At 64.8% G+C, this 18,050-nt stretch carries 18 protein-coding genes and 2 pseudogenes; 5 read left to right on the top strand and 15 right to left on the bottom strand.

Features of this window, described 5'->3' with window-relative positions:
* Positions 1-13: 13 nt before the first annotated feature.
* The 5 genes from QY76_RS10325 (at position 14) to QY76_RS10310 (ending at position 5,261) form a co-directional block, all read left to right on the top strand.
* Positions 14-1,963, top strand: a complete 1,950-nt coding sequence (locus tag QY76_RS10325) for a sigma 54-interacting transcriptional regulator (protein ID WP_045427349.1) — start codon at positions 14-16, stop codon at positions 1,961-1,963.
* 177 nt (positions 1,964-2,140) lie between these two features.
* Entirely contained in the window at positions 2,141-3,193 is a 1,053-nt protein-coding gene (locus QY76_RS10320) for an SLC13 family permease (RefSeq protein WP_235439377.1), read from the top strand.
* Positions 3,160-3,441, top strand: coding sequence for a hypothetical protein (locus QY76_RS19290; protein WP_235439376.1), 282 nt, complete (start codon positions 3,160-3,162; stop codon positions 3,439-3,441). The genes QY76_RS10320 and QY76_RS19290 overlap by 34 nt, the downstream gene beginning before the upstream one ends.
* Before the next feature lie 336 nt (positions 3,442-3,777).
* Positions 3,778-4,695 (top strand): ATP-grasp fold amidoligase family protein, encoded by a 918-nt coding sequence (locus QY76_RS10315; protein ID WP_045427346.1) that lies wholly within the window; start codon positions 3,778-3,780, stop codon positions 4,693-4,695.
* Positions 4,696-4,856: 161 nt separating this feature from the next.
* Complete coding sequence (locus QY76_RS10310; RefSeq protein WP_034164888.1) at positions 4,857-5,261, top strand: PPC domain-containing protein; 405 nt, start codon at positions 4,857-4,859, stop codon at positions 5,259-5,261.
* Positions 5,262-5,444: 183 nt separating this feature from the next.
* Here the strand turns inward: QY76_RS10310 and cobU are convergent, their stop codons facing one another.
* From cobU to QY76_RS10240, 15 genes and pseudogenes are all read right to left on the bottom strand, one after another.
* Positions 5,445-5,996 (bottom strand): bifunctional adenosylcobinamide kinase/adenosylcobinamide-phosphate guanylyltransferase, encoded by a 552-nt coding sequence (cobU, locus tag QY76_RS10305; protein WP_034164886.1) that lies wholly within the window; start codon positions 5,994-5,996, stop codon positions 5,445-5,447.
* Entirely contained in the window at positions 5,993-7,522 is a 1,530-nt protein-coding gene (locus QY76_RS10300; RefSeq protein WP_045427343.1) for a cobyric acid synthase, read from the bottom strand. The genes cobU and QY76_RS10300 overlap by 4 nt, the downstream gene beginning before the upstream one ends.
* Positions 7,519-7,799, bottom strand: a pseudogene (locus QY76_RS19285) (energy-coupling factor ABC transporter ATP-binding protein); the annotation flags it as partial. The gene QY76_RS10300 and the pseudogene QY76_RS19285, both read right to left, overlap by 4 nt.
* 121 nt (positions 7,800-7,920) lie before the next feature.
* A complete protein-coding gene (locus QY76_RS10295; protein ID WP_034164884.1) occupies positions 7,921-8,652 on the bottom strand; it encodes a cobalt-factor II C(20)-methyltransferase in 732 nt (243 codons plus the stop codon).
* Positions 8,649-9,443, bottom strand: a complete 795-nt coding sequence (locus QY76_RS10290; RefSeq protein WP_045427339.1) for a sirohydrochlorin cobaltochelatase — start codon at positions 9,441-9,443, stop codon at positions 8,649-8,651. The genes QY76_RS10295 and QY76_RS10290 overlap by 4 nt, the downstream gene beginning before the upstream one ends.
* Before the next feature lies 1 nt (position 9,444).
* A complete protein-coding gene (locus QY76_RS10285; RefSeq protein WP_045427336.1) occupies positions 9,445-10,239 on the bottom strand; it encodes a cobalt-precorrin-6A reductase in 795 nt (264 codons plus the stop codon).
* Positions 10,236-10,961: a precorrin-3B C(17)-methyltransferase gene (locus QY76_RS10280; protein WP_045427333.1), complete on the bottom strand. Its 726-nt coding sequence runs from the start codon at positions 10,959-10,961 to the stop codon at positions 10,236-10,238. Before QY76_RS10280 ends, QY76_RS10285 begins: the two co-directional genes overlap by 4 nt.
* A complete protein-coding gene (gene cbiG / locus QY76_RS10275; protein WP_045427330.1) occupies positions 10,955-12,016 on the bottom strand; it encodes a cobalt-precorrin 5A hydrolase in 1,062 nt (353 codons plus the stop codon). The genes QY76_RS10280 and cbiG overlap by 7 nt, the downstream gene beginning before the upstream one ends.
* A complete protein-coding gene (locus QY76_RS10270; RefSeq protein WP_034164877.1) occupies positions 11,997-12,770 on the bottom strand; it encodes a cobalt-precorrin-4 methyltransferase in 774 nt (257 codons plus the stop codon). Before QY76_RS10270 ends, cbiG begins: the two co-directional genes overlap by 20 nt.
* Positions 12,763-13,332: a decarboxylating cobalt-precorrin-6B (C(15))-methyltransferase gene (locus tag QY76_RS10265; RefSeq protein ID WP_045427327.1), complete on the bottom strand. Its 570-nt coding sequence runs from the start codon at positions 13,330-13,332 to the stop codon at positions 12,763-12,765. The genes QY76_RS10270 and QY76_RS10265 overlap by 8 nt, the downstream gene beginning before the upstream one ends.
* Positions 13,322-13,927 (bottom strand): cobalt-precorrin-7 (C(5))-methyltransferase, encoded by a 606-nt coding sequence (locus tag QY76_RS10260; protein WP_049648805.1) that lies wholly within the window; start codon positions 13,925-13,927, stop codon positions 13,322-13,324. The genes QY76_RS10265 and QY76_RS10260 overlap by 11 nt, the downstream gene beginning before the upstream one ends.
* Entirely contained in the window at positions 13,921-15,060 is a 1,140-nt protein-coding gene (gene cbiD, locus QY76_RS10255; RefSeq protein WP_045427324.1) for a cobalt-precorrin-5B (C(1))-methyltransferase CbiD, read from the bottom strand. The genes QY76_RS10260 and cbiD overlap by 7 nt, the downstream gene beginning before the upstream one ends.
* Complete coding sequence (locus QY76_RS10250; protein ID WP_034164873.1) at positions 15,057-15,689, bottom strand: cobalt-precorrin-8 methylmutase; 633 nt, start codon at positions 15,687-15,689, stop codon at positions 15,057-15,059. Before QY76_RS10250 ends, cbiD begins: the two co-directional genes overlap by 4 nt.
* A 12-nt stretch (positions 15,690-15,701) precedes the next feature.
* Positions 15,702-16,658: pseudogene (cbiB, locus tag QY76_RS10245) on the bottom strand (adenosylcobinamide-phosphate synthase CbiB).
* A complete protein-coding gene (locus tag QY76_RS10240) occupies positions 16,655-18,034 on the bottom strand; it encodes a cobyrinate a,c-diamide synthase (RefSeq protein WP_049648804.1) in 1,380 nt (459 codons plus the stop codon). The pseudogene cbiB and the gene QY76_RS10240 overlap by 4 nt, the downstream one beginning before the upstream one ends.
* Positions 18,035-18,050 lie beyond the last annotated feature (16 nt).

Below are 18,050 nucleotides of genomic sequence, written 5' to 3'. Positions count from 1 at the left end.
CCAAGGAGTATCCATGAGCGCCGAATTTCACTTTGCCTTTATCGCCCCCTACCCCCAGCTGGCGACCCTGGCGCGACAGCAGGCGGCGGCGCTGGGCTGCCGCCTGACGGTGATCGACGGCGCCTTTGACGCCGTCGCCCGCCAGATCGCGCGCCTGCCGGACGACATCTCGGCGGTGATCAGCCGCGGTGGCACCGCCGAGAAAATCCGCCTGTATACGCTCAAGCCGGTGGTCTCTATCGAAACCAGCGCCCTCGATCTGCTGACGCTGCTACTGCCGCTGCGGGGAGAGGTCGCGCGGGTCGGCGTGATCAGCTACCGTCAGCCGCTGCCCGGGGTGGCACCGATCGCCCAGGCGCTGGCGATGGAGATCCGCCAGGATGTGTTCGATGCCCACGAGGATATCGATGCGCTGCTGCTCAGCGAGGAGATTCGCGCCCTGGATGTCGTCATCGGCGGCATTCTGGTGGTGCGGGCAGCGCAGCGGCACGGCGTGAGCGCGCGGCTGCTGACCGCCGACGACGACGCCATTTACCGGGCGCTGCATCAGGCGATGCTGCTGACGCACGCGGAGGATGAGAGTCGCAAGAAGGCCGCGCAGCTGGATACCATGCTGGCGACCATCGCCGAGGCGCTGATCGTCACCGATGCGCAGGATCGCATCATCCAGGTCAATCCGGCGGCGCTGACCATCCTGCGGCGCGAGCTGCCGGCGGTGATCGGCCGCGAGATCCGCACGCTGATCCCGGATTCGCGCACCCGGGATGTGCTGAAGAGTCAGCGCAGCCAGCTGGGACAGGTGGTGGAGGTCAACGGCGATACCTTTATCGTTAACCGGGTACCCATCATCAGCCAGGGACGCAGCCTCGGGGTCGTCTGTACCCTGTCGGCCTCGCGCCTGATCCGCCACGCCGAGCACCGCCTGCGCCAGCAGGAGGGACGGCGGCAGGGGTTCGTCGCGCGCTATGACTTTGACGATATCTATACCGCCGATCCGGCGATGCAGGATATCAAAACGCTGGCGCGCCACTATGCTGCCACGCAGGCCAACGTCTTAATTCAGGGGGAGTCGGGCACGGGCAAAGAGCTGTTTGCCCAGAGCCTGCACCGCAGCAGCGCGCGGCGCAGCCAGCCCTTTGTGGCGATTAACTGCGCGGCGATCCCGGAGAACCTGCTGGAGAGTGAGCTGTTTGGCTATGTGGACGGCGCCTTCACCGGCGCCAATCGCAGGGGCAAGGCCGGGCTGTTTGAGCTGGCGCACGGCGGCACCCTGTTTCTGGACGAGATCGGCGAGCTGCCGCTGAGTATGCAGACCAAGCTGCTGCGCGCCCTGCAGGAAAAGGAGATCATGCGCATCGGCGGCAGCGAGGTGCTGCCGGTCGACGTGCGTATCATCACCGCCACCAACCAGGATCTGCGGCGCCGGATCGATGAGCGGCTGTTCCGCGGCGATCTGTATTATCGGCTGAATACGCTGCACATCCTGCTGCCGCCGCTGCGTAGCCGCGACGACGACATCCGCCTGCTGGGGTGCCACTTTCTGCAAACCCTGGAGTGCTACCTCGACGGGGCTCAGGAGGCGGCGCTGCTGGCGGCGCTGTGCCACCACCCGTTTCACGGCAACGTCCGCGAGCTACGGGCCATCATCGAGCGCTTCGCCATCCTCTACCGGGTGTTCCCCGCCCTGACGCCGACCCAGATCCTGCAGCGCTATTGCCTGCCAGACGAGGCCGACAGCGAGGCGGGCGAGCGCGGCGTCCTGACCTGCCGCATCCCGCTGCTGGATGACTTCAAGCTCATGACCGGCCATTGCCAACGCCAGATCGTGCAATATTATCTGGCGCGCAATCAGCAGAATCAGCAGAGGGCGGCGCGCCAATTGAATATCAGCAAAATGAGTATCTACCGTCATATTCACGGCCAATCCTCGGAGGAGGATCGTCACGACGCGTCCGAGCCATAACAAAGTTGTGACGCTCTACGCCGCGCCTGTTACCCCGGGAAAAATAAAGTGTGACCGGGGCAACAGCAGCGCGACACATCACTTGGATACATTTGATTCATATCACAAAAATAGCCCATTCCCAGCTTGGCACACCTCTTGCTTTTCTCTCATCAATCATAAAAAAGAGGACACACCATGCTGGACATCAACACCCTTATCATCCTAGCCATCGTCGCCTCCATCGCCCTTGGCTACTTTATTAAAATAAATATCGGCATATTCGCCATTATTTTCGCCTTTATCCTGGCCAACATGGCGGGCCTCTCTGGCGGAAAGCAGCTGGCGCTATGGCCGCTAAATCTCTTTTTCATCCTCTTCTCTATCACCTATTTTTATGGCTTTGCCATCGCCAACGGCACGCTGAACCGCGGCGCCCAGCATGCGATATACATGAGCCGCCACTCTCCCTGGCTGATGCCGGTGATCTTCTACCTGTGCGTGGTGGTGTTTTCCGGGATCGGGCCGGGACACTATGCCGCCTTTGCCTTTCTCTCGCCGCTGATCATGCTGATTGCTACCCAGATCCGGATGAGCAAGATGCTGGCGGCGGTGATCGTCTACAGCGGCGCCTGCGCCGGGGGCTTCAACCCCTTTACTCTGGGGGGACGGGTGGTCAACGGGATGCTGGAAAACCTGAACATTCCCGCCCCGCTGGCGCTGCACTATACCTACGCCATCGGGCTGAGCATGTTCTTGGCCCATACGGCGATCTTTGCTGTCAGCTACGTACTGCTCAAGGGATACCGGATTCAGGCCGTGGAAAACATGGCGCGGCCGGCGCCGTTTAGCGCCGAGCAGAAGCGCACGCTGTGGCTGGTCTGCGGGGTCTTCCTGCTGATCATCCTTCCGGCGCTGCTGTCATCGCTGCTGCCGGCCTCGACGGCTCTCAAAGCGGCGACCCAGGCGCTGAACCCAACCTTCCTCTCCTTTATCGGCATCGTCGCCAGCCTGCTGCTGAAGGTGGCCGATGAGCGTAAGGCGATGGAAAATATTCCCTGGTCGATCATTATCATGATCTGTGGCCTGGGAATGCTGATCAACCTGGCAGTCGATCGCGGCGCCGTTGATCAGATAGCCAATTGGGTTAACGGCATGCAGGGGGAGGACAGCCGCGGCTATGGCGTGGTGTATATCATGGGGGACTCTCCTCCGCCATGTCGCTGTTTGCCTCCAGCATGGGGGCGGTGATGCCGACCATGTTCCCCATCGCCGCCAAGATCCATACTGAGCATACCGCCCTGCTGTTCTCGGTGATCGCGGCGTTCGCCACCTTTACCGGCTATTCGCCGTTCTCCAGCGGCGGGGCGTTGGTGCTGGCCGGCGTCGGGAACGATGCGGCCGAGAGCCGGCGCCTGTTTGTGCAGCTTATCGTGCTGCCGATCGCCGTTATCATCTGCGCCGCGCTGCTGCTGATGCTGGTACTCTCCCTCTCCTAGCCTGCGCGAACGGCGCGTGGCCATCCACCGGCGACACCGCGGCCGGTGGATGTCTCGCCTCCCGGCCGTACCCCGGCGCACCGCATCGTGACACTCCCCCTATGCCGCGTCCGCAGGCCGCAGCCAAATAATCTGGCCGGCCTTGCCGCGATGGCTAATAACCCCGGTTATAGTTCAAAATAAAAATTATCATTAACGCCTATCCCGTTTACCTGGCATTTATTCTTGGCGGAAAAAATTATGTATTATTTATCCTGACAGATAAATAACACAATTACTCGCGCGCAGTAAAAAAAACACTATTCAGCATTAGCTTTATTTAAGGGGAAGGCCGCCATGAAGGCTAAATGGCTATTCAAAAGGGTGGAGTATCGATTAAAGATACTACGTACCCTGCTGCTCAGCGATAAACGATTTAAAGCCAAGCGTTTCCAATATGACTTCGGCCGCGAAATTCAGCTCTCACCGCCGCAGACGTTTAATGAAAAGATCATATTCCGCATGCTGTTTGATCGCAACCAGCGCTTTACCACGCTGGCGGACAAGGTCAGCGCCCGGGCATTTATCACCCAACAGATCGGCGAGAAATATGTGGTACCAACGCTAGGAATTTATTCCTCCTTCGATCAGATAGACTTTGCTGCGCTGCCGCAGAAATTCGTTATCAAGTGCTCCCACGATAGCGCCAGCGCCATTATTTGTACCGACAAGGATAAATTTGACATCGCCAGCGCGCGCGAAAAAATAAGCTTTTATTTATCTCGAAACATGTATGTAACTACCCGCGAGAGACACTATAAAAATATAGTTCCGAGAATCATCTGTGAACAGTACCTGGATGTATTCGGCGGCGCTGACCGGGATATTACGCCGGAGCTATTGCGGGTACATTGCTTCGCGGGCCAGCCTAAATTTATCGAGGTGGATTTTACCGACGCCCGCGGCGAGGAGTCCGTCAATATCTATGATCAGGAGTGGCAACGCCAGGAGGTGGCTGTCGGCTATATCGGGACTCGCTACCCCAACAATCTCGATGAGCGCATCCGCAGGCCCGCCAGGCTCGATGCGATGCTGACCCTCTCACGCCAGCTCAGCGCCGACTTCGATTATTGCCGGATGGACTGGTTCCTGGTCGGCGATGATATTTACTTCAGCGAGTTCACCTTTACGCCCTGCGCCGGACGGATGCGCTTCTTTCCGGCCAGCTTCGACCGGCGCTTCGGGGAACAGTGGCGGCAGCGGATTCAATCCTGAGCCCACCGGGCCGAAGCCGCGCGGGCGGGGGCGCCCTGCCGCTCATGGGACGCCGCGCCCAGGGGCATCGACGCCGTGAATTGCAAGAGAAATCCGATTAAGCGCCGCGCCGATCCTAGGTTAGAATCAACGCCTTAACCGGCATCAGGAGATACATCAACATGACATGGTCGGCCATCGCGTCAATCGCCCTACTGCTGTCCGCGCTCAGCGCGAGCGCCACCGCCGCCGGCAGGCAGATCGACGTCGTCTTCCCCAAGGGGCATGACAGCGCACGCTACTCCGGCACCATCAGGGGGTACGATTACGACACCTATTTCTTCCGGGCCAGCCGGGATCAGCGCCTGCGCCTCACCCTGCCCAAAGAGACGGTCGCGGCGGTTTTATTCGGCCCGGGGATCGACGATGCGATCGACTTGGGGAAATACTCATCGGCGCTGGATAGCCAGGGGCGCTATACCCTGCCCGCCAGCGGAAAGTATGAGCTTCGGATACTGCAAAGCCGCGCGGAGGCCCGGCGCAAAGAGGTGAAGCCGTACCGCTTCACGCTGCAGATAGCCCCCTGATCCCCACGCGCCAGACGACCTAGGCTGTTGCTCGGCCTCACCAGCCCGTCGATATGCCGGGCGGCCGCTCCCTTTTTGCGTGTTCAGCGGTTTGATGGCCGCCGTCAACGCCTACACACGCGCCATCCCACAGCGCCTGCCCCCTGAGTCTCTCCACCGCGCCCACGCTGTCCACGAGCGGCCCTATCCCGCTTTAATCTGCATGCCGATCCCGGACACCACCAGCCACACCTCCTGCGCCGCCTGCGCCAGCCGTTGGTTCGCCCGGCCGGCGATATCGACAAAGTGGCGCGCCAGTCGGTTCTCCGGGGTGATGCTCATGCCCAGCTCATTGGTCACGATATACACCGGCGCCGCCGACTGCCGGCACGCCGCGATCAGATCGTCCACCTGCCGCTGCAGCACAGCCTCAAGCGCAGGGAAGTCCAGGGTCTCCGGCGATGCGCCGCCGCTGGCCTCATAGAGCAGGTTGGCCAGCATGGTGGTGATGCACTCCAGCACCACCCCCTCGCCGGGCCGTACCCGGTGGCGAATCACCTCGCCCAGATCGCGGTACCCCTCCCAGGTGCGCCAGTGCGCCGGCCGCTGTGCGCGGTGCTTCTCGATGCGCGCCGCCATCTCGTCATCGGTGACGGTGGAGGTCGCAATATACAGAATGCGCGCGCAGCGCTGAGCCGCCAGCCGCTCGACGTGCGCGCTCTTTCCGCTGCGCGCCCCTCCGGTAACCAAAATCATGCCTCCGCCTCCCTATGCTCGCGCATTATTTTATAAATTGCTTTAATATCAATATGCTCTCTCATAGCGCTGGCCAGAATATCGATCTGCTGGGCTTTGTAGGCCGCATAGTCCAGCGTCCTTTCCAGCGGCGCCAGCCCCTTGCGATGACGCAGACTGTCCAGCACCGCGTGCGTAAAGGCATCGCTGTCGAACACGCCATGCAGGTAGGTGCCGATCACCAGCCCATCGTCGCTGATGGCGCCATCCGCCACCCGCCCGCCGTCCCGCTCGATAAACAGCGCCGGGCAGCAGTCGGCCGCCCGCTGGGTTTCCCCCATGTGGATCTCATAGCCTTTCACCGTGACACCGGCGGCGGCGTGCAGCCACGCCGGCGGCGTCATCGTCACCTGGGCCACGCACTGCGCGGTGGTTTTCCGCGGCGCGAAGCGGGTGACGATATTCAGCAGGCCGAGGCCCGGCTGCGTCCCCAGCCCCGATTCCACCTCGTCGATAATGGTGCGGCCCAGCATCTGGTAGCCGCCGCAAATCCCCATCACCGGCACGCGCTGGCGATGGGCCTGCAGCAGCGCAGCGGCCATGCCGCTTTCACGCAGCCAGCCCAGATCGCCCAGCGTATTTTTACTGCCCGGCAAAATCACCAGATCGGCGCCGGCCAGCGCCTGCGGGTGGCTGACATAGCGCACCCGAACATCCGGCTGCGCCGCCAGGGCGTTAACGTCGGTAAAGTTCGAGATATGCGGCAGCTGCACCACGGCGATATCGATATCGCGCGGCGCCGTCTGCCGGTATTTGCCTTTCTGCAGCGCGACGCCATCCTCGTCGTCGAGATCCACATCGAGCCACGGCATCACGCCCAGCACCGGCACCCCCGTCAGCGCCTCAATCTGTTCAATGCCGGAGCGCAGCAGCGCCACATCGCCGCGAAACTTATTGATAATCACCCCTTTCACCCGGGTCCGTTCGTCCTGGCGCAGCAGCGCCAGCGTGCCATAGATAGAGGCGAAGACGCCCCCTTTGTCGATATCCGCCACCAGGATCACCGGGCAGCGTGCCATCTCGGCCATCCCCATGTTGACGATATCGCGATCGCGCAGGTTTATCTCCGCCGGACTGCCGGCCCCCTCCAGCACCAGCGCCTCATACTGCTGCGCCAGGCTCCGGTAGACCGCCAGAATGCGCTCGCGCAGACGCGGCTTGTACTGGTGGTAGCTGACGGCGTCCATGTCGGCCGCCACCTCCCCCATCAGCACCACCTGCGCTTTGCGGTCGCTGGTCGGCTTGAGCAACACCGGGTTCATCCGCACGTCCGGCGCGATGCCCGCCGCCTGCGCCTGAAAAATCTGCGCGCGCCCCATCTCTTTGCCATCCGGCGTGATGCCGGAATTCAGCGCCATATTCTGTGACTTAAAGGGTGCCGTGCGCAGACCGTCCTGATAAAAAATGCGGCACAGCCCCGCCACCAGTACGCTTTTGCCTACGTCAGAGGCGGTCCCCTGCAGCATAATCGCCATCGCCTGCGTCATCGGGCCTCCTTTATTGCTATTGCGTTGTGTCGCATACGTCGGAAAAACGTATCTTCACGCTTACACCGCGGCAGCGCCAGCTGCGTGTGCCGCTTCACCCGCCGGGGCTGCATCAGCCCGGCCTCCCTCATCCGATCGGCGCGGGCGAAGACCTCGCCCGGCGCCCCTGCGCCAGCGCCTCGCCCTGGCGCAGCACATGGACGGTATCGCTGACGCCGTCGATCAGATCGATGTCATGGCTGGAGATCGCCACAGGGTTCCCCTGCGCCGCGAGCCGGAAAGGCCAGCCTCGGCTGTGCCGGGGTCACCAAGTCGGTCAGCCAATCCACCGGCAGCCCCCCTCCATGATGCGCATCGCAAACGCCTGCTGCGCCGCCAGACCACTGAATGACCGCCGCTTAAGCTGGTGTTCGTGCGCCATCGCGATCCCCCCAGCGTTTATTGACTAAAATGGTCGAAAAATAGGGCAGCGCCTGCCCATCGTCGACCTCATTCAGGTGCCGCCAGCACCGCTCGCCGGGCAGCGTGGCGTCGGACATCATCAGCGCGCACTCCAGCAGCCCGGCCTGCGCCAGCAGCGCCTTAATCCGCGCAAACCGGCCATAGACCTTCATCAGCACCAGCGTGTCATGGTGCAAGAGCGCCTGCGCGATCTCCGCCTCCGGCGCGGTGCACGCCATCACCGCCAGCGACTGCTGCTCCATCGCCAGGGGCGTCCCGGCGCGCGCGGCGATGGCGGCAAACGAGGTCACGCCCGGAACGATCTCCAGCCAGTCGGGGTTGCCGAGACGCTGGAGCAGGAAGACCCAGGTGCTGAACAGCATGGCGTCGCCGAGCGTGATAAATCCAACCCGCTTGCCGGCCTTCACCGCGCCCGCCAGCGCCGCCGCGACCGCATCCCAGACCGCCTCCTTTTCCGCGTCGTCACCGCTCATGGGAAAGTGGCAGCAGCGCACCTCCGTCTGCGGGCCGACATAGTCGCGGACGATGGAGAGCGCCAGGCTGTCGCCGCCTTTGCGTCCCGCCGGGGCGTAGAGGATATCCAGCGAGCCGAGGATCCGCGCGGCGCGGACGGTGATCAGATCGGCGGCGCCCGGCCCCGTGCTCAGGGCGTAGAGTGTGCCGCTCATGCCGCCGCCTCCATGGCGCCGCGCAGCGCCTGCTGCAGGTGCGCCACGAACATCGCCCGCACGGCCGGATTCTCGCCCAGGCCGTTCAGCCACGGCGTCGCCGGGATCCCGGCGGCGTTGAACCGCGTTCGCCAGGAGTCCGCCTCCTCTGAGGCCATGTCATTGATCGCATGATCCCCGGCCACCAGCATCAGCGGCATCAGATGCACCGCGCTGACCCCCTCCCGGCCGAGGCTCTCGATCAGAATCTCGACCTGCGGGTAGCTCTCCACCGCGCCCACGCAGGCCGGAAAGCCCTGCGCCCGCATCATGTGATCGAGGCAGGCGTAGGCCGCAAAGGCGTGGTGCGTCGCGCCGTGCCCCATAAACACCACCCTCTCCTGCGCCCCGAGCGGCGGCATCTGCTGCCGCAGCGCCCGCATCAGCTGCACGTAGTCATCATGGCTGCTCAGCAGCGGTGCCCCCAGCGTCAGGCGGGAGAACAGCGGACGCATGCTCTGCACCTCGCGCACCACCTTCTCATACTCATCGCCGTTAATAATGTGCAGCGACTGAACCGCAACATCCTGATATCCCTGCTCCGCAAGCCGCTGCAGCGCCTGCAGCGGCGTGTCGATCTCAATGCCGTCGCGCTGCCTGAGCTTGCGGATGATCATCCCGGAGGTAAATGCCCGGAACAGATCGCGATCGGGGCAGTGGCCCGCCAGCTCACGTTCGCAGGCCGCGATATTCTTCTCGCCGGTCTCGCGGTAGCTGGTGCCAAAGCTGACCACCAGAAGCGCCTTTTTCATCTCATTCTCCTTGAGCCGTGGCCAGCCAGCGCGCCAGACGCCGTTGAAAGTCGGCCAGACTCTCCAGTAACTCCGCGCCCGTCACCAGCGGCGCCGGACGTGTAATAACGATGCAGGGAATACCGGCATCCAGACAGGACTGCACCTTTTCCTGATAGCCGCCCTCGGCGCCGGAGGCTTTGGTTATCACCACGTCAGCCCGACAGTGGCGATAAAACGCCGCGTTAAACGCCGCGCTAAAGGGGCCGCACAGCGCGAAGATCTGCCCGACGCCAAAGCCGAGCTCGGCGCACTGCGCCATCACCTCCGCCAGCGGCAGCACGCGCACCAGCAGCGTTTTCTCCGGCAGCGCCGCGCGCCAGCGCGCCAAATCCTTGCTGCCGGTAGTTAGCAATACCCGCTCGCCAAAGCGCCGCGCAAGCGCGCTGGCCGCCTCAATACCGGCGACGCGGTGGAGCAGCGGATGGGTCAGATCGCCGAGCTGCTCCGGGCGCTGATAGCGGCTGAGCAGCACCCCCGCCGTTTGACAGGCCTGCATGATGCTGCGGCTGACCAGCTCGGCATAGGGATGCGACGCGTCGATTACCCAGCGGGTCCGGTGCGCGACAAGCCAGGCGACCATCTCTGCCTGCGTCATGCGCCCGCAGCGCACCCGACCGCGGATCGCGCCGGCGAGCGCCTCGCCGGTCGGCGTCGCCACCGACAGGGTGTAGGCCACCTGTGCCGCATCCAGCTGCTGGCACAGCGCCCGGGCGTCGCTGGTACCGCCGATCACCAGCACCTCGCCCTGGTTCACAGCGCGTAGCCCCGCGGCGTGATCATCAAGCCATCCTGTACGTAGGTGGCTTTATTGCCGACGATCACCAGGCTGGTCATATCCACCGGCGCAAAATCCATCCCGCCCAGGGTGGTCAGCCACTTCTCCTGCTTTTTACGCCCGGCGGACTTCACCACCCCCACCGGGGTTTGCGCGCTTTTGACGGCGGACAGCAGCGCAAAGGCGCGCGCCAGATGCCCCTCGCGACCGCGGCTGCGCGGGTTGTAGAAACAGATCACAAAGTCGGCCTCGCCGGCGGCGACGATGCGCTTTTCGATGACCGGCCAAGGGGTCAGCAGATCGCTCAGGCTGATATGACAGAAATCATGCATCAGCGGCGCCCCGAGCAGCGAGGCGGCGGCGATGCTGGCGGTCATCCCGGGGATCAGGCGCACCTCGACCCCCAGTCCCTGCCGGCTGACCAGCTCCAGCACCAGCCCCGCCATGCCATAGATCCCCGCGTCGCCGCTGCTGATCAGGGCGACGTTATGCCCCGCCTGCGCCAGGTCAATCGCCGTCTGGCAGCGTTCGATCTCTTTGCACATGCCGGTCTTGATCACCTGCTTGTCGCCGGTAAAGGCTTTCACCAGGTGGGTATAGGTTTTGTAGCCGACGATGATCTCTGCCGTCTGCAGCGCCTCTACGGCCTCCATCGTCATCATGGCCTGTGAGCCGGGGCCGATCCCAATAACGGTTAACATGCGGATGAAACTCCTAAGGTAATCGTGACGCCCTGCTCCCGCAGGGTGTCGCCTAATAGCTGTCCATGACTCAGCAGCCAGGCCGCCGGTCCCGAGACGCTCCCGACGCCGACCGTGCGGCGTACCAAGGGTGAGATCGGAAAGCGGTGCTCATGCGCGCGCAGCGCGTCGGTGGTAAAGGTGTGAAACGGGATGCACCAGCGGGCGGCGAGCTGGATCAGCCCCGGCTCATCGCGCTTCAGCGCAGCGCTGCCGATCGCCCTCAGCGCCAGCGGATCGAGCCGCTGCGCCTCCAGCTGGCGCGCCAGCAGCGCGACCAACAGCGGGAAAGGGGTACCCCGCCGACAGCCGATGCCGGCGACCACCCGCTGCGGCACCAGCTTCCAGTGCGGCAGTGGAATTTCCGGCAGATCGCGGCGCAGGGTAATGCACACCAGCGCATCCAGCGCGGGCAGATCCTGCAGGTCGGTCACGGTGATAAATCCCCGCCGATCGCAGCGGCTGACCTCTGCCGCCAGCGCCGGATCCCACCACAGCCCGACCCGCCGCTGACTGACCAGCATCTGATTGACCTCCCTGACCGCCGAGCGGAAGTCGCTCATCCGAGCGTCAAGCTGGAACGCAAGCGTATCCAGCGCGGCCATCCCGTTCACGTCCGTGGCGGTGGTGATCACCGGATCGGCCCCCAGCATGCCCGCCAGATCGCGGGTCAGGGCGTTCGCCCCCCCCGCATGTCCGGAGAGCAGGCTGATCACGTGCTGGCCGCGCTCATCGATCACCACCACGGCCGGATCGCTGAACTTGTCATTGATCAGCGGCGCCAGCACCCGCACGGCGATCCCCGTCGCACCGATAAAAATCAGCGCCGAATAGCGGGTGAACGCACGGCGGGCGGTCTGGGCGAAGCCACCCTCGAACGGGGTAAACCCCGGCTCCCACAGCGCCTCGCGGGTAAAGCAGGTCAGCGGCAGCCGCGTCGCCAGCCGCTTGGCCAGCTGCACGCCGCCGGGGGTCAGGCAAAACAGCGCGATGGATTCAGGCTTTACGGTATTCATGGCTAAAGTCCGCCGCATAGAGCTTTGAGTAGTGATACTCATCGCCGAGGAAGCTGCCGACAAGGATCAGCGCCGTTTTGCGGATCCCCGCAGCGCGGACCCGGTCGCCGATGTCCGCCAGCGTGCCGCGGACGGTGCGACTCTCCGGCCAAGTCGCCTTATAGATAACCGCCACCGGCGTGGTGGCCGGATAGCCCCCCGCGATCAGCCGCTCCGCCACCCGCTGGATCCGCTGGACGGAGAGGTAAATCGCCATCGAGGTCTGATGGCGGGCGAACGACTCCAGCTGCTCACGCGCCGGCACCGGCGTACGCCCCTCGAGGCGGGTAATGATCAGGCTTTGCGCGACGTCGGGCACGGTGTACTCCACGCCGAGCTCCGCCGCCGCGCCGAGAAAGGCGCTGACCCCCGGCACCACCTGCCAGGCGATGCCGCGCTTGGTCAGCGCCTCCCCCTGCTCACGCACGGATCCGTACAGGGAGAGATCGCCCGTCTGCAGACGCACCACGGTTTTCCCGGCCCGTACCCCGGCCTCCATCAGATCGAGGATCTGCGCCAGATGCAGCGCCGCGCTGTCGTGGCACTCGGCCCCGGGCGGACAGTACGCCAGCAGCTCAGGATTGATCAGCGAGCCGGCATAGATGACCACCTGCGCCTGCTGCAGCAGCCGATAGCCCTTGAGGGTAATCAGCTCACGATCGCCGGGCCCCGCGCCGACAAACCACACGCAGCGGGCATCAAAGGTCTCAGACATGATGTTCCTCCTTCTGACAGGCGATAACAAAAACGGGATTATTCGGTTTAAAGTAGTGGCCCTGACCGAGCGGAACCCACGACGCCGTCTGTATCTGCTGACACGTCACGCCCGGCGCTCCCCGCTGCGCCAGATGGGCCAGCGCGCTATGCAGGTTCTCCATCAGGATAAAGGTCATCACCAGGCGCCCGCCGGGATGCAGCTGGGCCATCGACCAGTCCATCAGCGCCGTCAGGTGGCCGCCGCTGCCGCCCATAAACACGGCGTCGGCCCGCTCCGCCACCGGCATCGGCGCGCTGCCGGGCAGGATGCGGACGTTGCCGCAGGCAAAGCGCCGGCGGTTCTCTTCGAGCAGGCGCAGCGCCGCGGGGTTTTTCTCGATGGCGGTCACCCGCAGAGAGGGAAACTGCAGCGCGGCCTCAATCGATACGCTGCCGGTTCCCGCCCCGATATCGATCAGATGGCTGGCACGGTGCAGCTCAAGTTTGCTGAGGGCCAGCGCGCGCACCGCCTCTTTGGTCATCGGCACCGTTTCGCCGCGCAGAAAAAGCTCATCGTTCATCGAGGATCACCACCGCGTTCATCTCATAGTCGGCGCGAACCTCACTGACGGGCAGCCAGTGGATCCGCTCTCTCTCCATCGCCAGGTTTTCACCGATCACCATCCAGCGATGCCCCTTCCCCCGCGCCACCAGCTGCGCGGCGATCTCTTTCGGTCCACAGCGCGCGTCGGTGACCATCGCCACCCTGTCATGGCGCGCCAGCTGATCAAAATCGACCCGGCGGCCGTGGCTGCTGGTGAGCCACATCTCGTTCATGTCGATGCCCGCCTGCGCGCAGAGGTACTGCACCGCGCTGATGCCGGGAATGATACGCACATGCTCAATGCCAAAGTGCGCCACGATCCGCGTGCCGATGCCGTAAAACAGCGGATCGCCGGAGGCCATGATCACCACGCGGCGCAGGCGCCGGGCCTCGAGCCAGGCCAACAGCGCCGCGACGTTGGCGCCGAGGGCGAAGATCTCGCCGCGAAAGTCCGGAAACTGCCGTAAATGACGCGCCCCGCCCACCAGGCACTCCGCCTGCGCGATCGCATCGCGCGCCGCGGGAGTTATCAGATGGACGCCCGCGGGGCCCACCCCCACGACCGTCAACACCGCAGATCCGCCACGATGGCGGCGACCGGGCGGTTGCTGCCCAGCGTCTGGTTATCAAACGAGAACAGAATGGCGTCGCAGATCGGCAGATTCTGGGTAAAACGCAGCCGCTCTATCACGCGCTGGCAGATGCGAGCGGCGAGATGGTCATACAGCGACTGAAAGCCGTAGGCGTCGATATGCTCCATCGCCGCCTCGGTCGTGTCGCAGTCGCGCACCCGCGTCAGCAGCGCCAGCGGCGCGCCCAGCAGCGCCAGATGCGCCACCAGCGTCTCCATGCGCGCATCGGCCATATGGCTGTGGGTGTGGAAGATCCCGGCGGCGACCTTGATCAGCTTGCCCGGGTGGCCGACCAGCACGATCTGGCGAAACCCCAGACGCACCGCCTCCTCGACCATATAGCCGACGAAGTTGCTCATCGTCACCACCGCATCGGCCGCGATCCCCATCTGCTCCCGCACAAAGCGCTCGCCGTGGTTGCCCGGCACCAGCACCACCCGCGTCATCCCGGCGGCGCGCTTCATCTCCAGGGTCAGCGCCAGCGAACGCTTCCAGCTCTCCTCCGACATCGGCGTCACGATGCCCGTGGTGCCGATAATCGAGATGCCGCCCAGGATACCCAGGCGGGCGTTATAGGTTTTCTGCGCCCGCGCGACGCCCTCCGGCGCAAAGATCTCGACCGCGGCGCCGCGCGTCGGGCCGATCGCCTCGCGCACCGCCGACTCAATGGTGTGGCGGGGCGTGCGGTTGATCGCCGCGCTGCCGATGGGCAGGCCAATGCCCTTGCGCGTCACGGTGCCGATCCCCTCGCCCCCCGACAGCGAGATCGCGCCGCTGTCGTTGAGCGTGACCCGCGCGAAAATCAGCATACCGTGGGTCGCATCGACATCATCGCCGCCGTCTTTGCGAATGGCGGCGATGGCCTGCTCTCCCTCGATATGCGGGGATTCAACGCTCAGGTTCAGCGTGACGCCGGAGGGAGTCACGATGGCGACCTGATGGATCAGCTGCTGGCGCAGCGCCATCAGCGCGGCGACCTTGGCGGCCGCGGTGGCGCAGGAGCCGGTGGTATAGCCCTTGCGCAGCGCCTTTCCGTGGTGCCACACCGGCGTATCAAAGGCCCGATCGCTCATGTTGCCCCCCGCAGGTGGTACAGCACGGCGTTAACGATCGCCGCCGCCACGTTGCTGCCGCCCTTGCGCCCCAGCGCCGCAATGGCGGGCAAGCCGCTGTGCGTCAGCGCCGCTTTCGACTCCGCCGCGCCGACAAACCCCACCGGCACCCCCACCACGCCGCCGACGGCGATATCGTGCTCCAGCAGGCGGAACAGCGCCGTCGGCGCATTGCCAAAGACGAACACCGGGCGCTCCGCCTCCGCCACCGCCCGATCGACCGCCGCCATGGAGCGGGTGATCCCCTGCGCCTGCGCCTGCGCCACCACCCGCGCATCGCTGATATAGCAGCGGCACTCGCCGCCAAACGTGGCCAGCAGGGGCTTGTTGATCCCCGAGAGGGCCATCGTCGTATCGGTGTAGATGACGGACGGGCGGCTCAGCGCCGCGCACAGCTGCGTCAGCGCATCCGGGGAAAACCAGAGGATATCCAGCCAGTCAAAATCGGCGGTGGTGTGGATAACCCGCGTGACGATCGCCTCGTGCAGCGGGCTGGCGAACCGATACGCCGGGCGCGTCTCACGGATGATCTCGCCGATGATGTCGAAGCTTTTGGCCTCAATCGCCCGGGGTTGCTGGATATATTGCATGCTCTCGTCTCCTCAGGCCGCGCCGGCCACCAGCCAGCGCACCGCCATCAACAGCGCCAGCGCCAGGGCTGACGCGACCCACATCAGTCGAATCGTTCGGGAAATATCGTCCGGGGTAACCGCGCGGCGCGCATCGCCGATCCAGGGCTTCTCCACCCGCTGGCCAAAGTAGTCGTTCGGCCCCCCAGCCGGATCCCCAACGCGCCGGCCACGGTCGCCTCTGACCACGCGCAGTTGGGGCTGCTGTGGCAGCGGCGATCGCGCCAGCCGATGCGCAGCGCGCGGGAAAAATCGTCGCGGCACAGCCACGCCGCCGCGCTCAGCAGCAGCCAGCTCAGCCGCGCGGGCAGGTAGTTCGCCGCATCATCCATCCGGGCGCTCACCATGCCGATCGCTCGGTACTTCTCATGCTTGTAGCCCACCATCGAATCGAGGGTATTGACCGCCTTGTAGGCCATCGCCAGCGGCGCGCCGCCCAGCAGCAGGAAGAACAGCGGCGCGATGATGCCATCCACCGTATTCTCGGCAACGGTCTCCACCACCGCCCGGTTGATCTGCGGCGGCTGCAGCTGCGAGGTATCGCGGCCCACGATCCAGGAGAGCTTTTCGCGGCTCTCGGCGAGCGCGCCGGCGCGCAGCGGCCGTTCGACCTCCCGGGCGGCGTCCGCCAGGCAGCGGCCGGCCAGCGTGGTAAAGATCATCCAGACCTCGACCGCCCACCCCAGCCACGGATGGATCGCCCGCGCCAGCGTCACGCCCCCCAGGCCACGCCCCACGTCCCCCCACCACCGTCAGCCACATCAGGCCGCCGCCGATGCGCAGCGCACCCTCGCTGCGGCAGCGACGGCGTACGCGCCGCTGCAGGGTGGTGATCAGCAGCCCCATCCAGCGTACCGGGTGCGGCCAGCGCGGCGGATCGCCGATCGCGGCGTCGAGGATCCAGGCGAGGCACCAGGCCAGGAGCGTCATAGGGCCGCCCTGGCGGCCGCCAGCCAGCGGTTCAGCATCTGCGGGCGCTGGGCAAAATGAACGTGCAGATAGCTGGCAAAGGCGCTGCCTGCCTGCCATCCCCCCTCCCACGCCTGGGTGGTCACCCCATCGCGCACTTTGCGGCACGCCAGCAGCGCGGGGGTTTGCGGTGAAAAGTCAGAGTAGTGGAATTCATGCCCGCGCAGCGTTTCGCCGCGCTCCGCCAGCAGCGTCGGCTGGCGCGCCTGAGCCTCGCAGTAGCCAAAGCGGGTCAGCCGCCGCCCCATTTTACTGTGACCGGGAATAATATTGGCCATGGGGTGGATCTCACCGTCGGCATCCTCCAGCGTGCTGCCAAGATACATCAGCCCGCCGCACTCGGCGTAGATCGCCGCGCCGCGCCGGTGCGCCGCGCGCAGGCTCGCCAGCATCGGTGCGTTGGCCGCCAGCCTCCCGGCATACAGCTCCGGGTAGCCGCCGCCCAGCCACACCATCTGGCAGTCGGGCAGCCGGGCGTCATGCAGGGGGCTAAAGCGGACGATCTCGACGCCCGTGCGTTCGAGCAGCGCCACGTTGTCCGGGTAGTAGAAGTTGAACGCCTCGTCCTCGGCCATGGCCAGCGTCAAGCCGCGGCCGGCGTCGGCGGCGGGCAGCGCAGGCCAGGCGCCCGGCGGCAGCGACGCCATCTGGCACAGGGAGAGCAAACGATCGATATCCAGGGTACGTTCGAGCGCGGCGGCAAACGCCTGCCAGGGCTGCGTCCGCACGACGGACTCTCGGGCCGTCACCAGGCCGAGGTGGCGCTCGGGCAAGGAAATCCCCGCCATCTGCGGGATATAGCCGAGCACGGGAATGGCGCAGTAGCGTTCGATGGCCGTTTTAAGCAGCGCGAAATGCGCCTCGCTGTTGACGCGATTCACCATCACGCCCGCGATATTCAACGTGGGATCAAAGCGCTGAAAGCCCATCACCGTGGCGGCGATGGAGGTGGAGACCGTCTTGCCATCCACCAGGAGGATCACCGGACAGCGCAGCTGCTTGGCCATCCCCGCGCTGCTGCAGTAGTCCGGATCGGTGCCGTAGCCATCATACAGCCCCATCACCCCCTCGATGACCGCGACGTCGGCCCGCTGCATCCGTTCGCTAAACAGCGCGTTGAGCGGCGGTTCGGGTAGCATAAAGCTATCGAGGTTGCAGGAGGCGCTGCCGCACACGGCCGTATGCCAGCCGGTATCGAGGTAGTCCGGCCCCACTTTGTACGGCTGAACGCGCAGCCCACGCTGTTTCAATAGACTCAGCAACCCCAGCGTCAGCGTGGTTTTGCCACAGCCGCTGCCGGTGCCCGCCAGAACGAACGCGTACTGCTGTGCCGCCATGCCCCTGATCCTGTTC

Source organism: Edwardsiella sp. EA181011 (genome assembly GCF_000800725.1).
GTDB lineage: Bacteria > Pseudomonadota > Gammaproteobacteria > Enterobacterales > Enterobacteriaceae > Edwardsiella > Edwardsiella anguillarum.
Note: the sequence above shows the minus strand (reverse complement) of the source record. Positions and strands in the feature narration are given on the sequence as shown.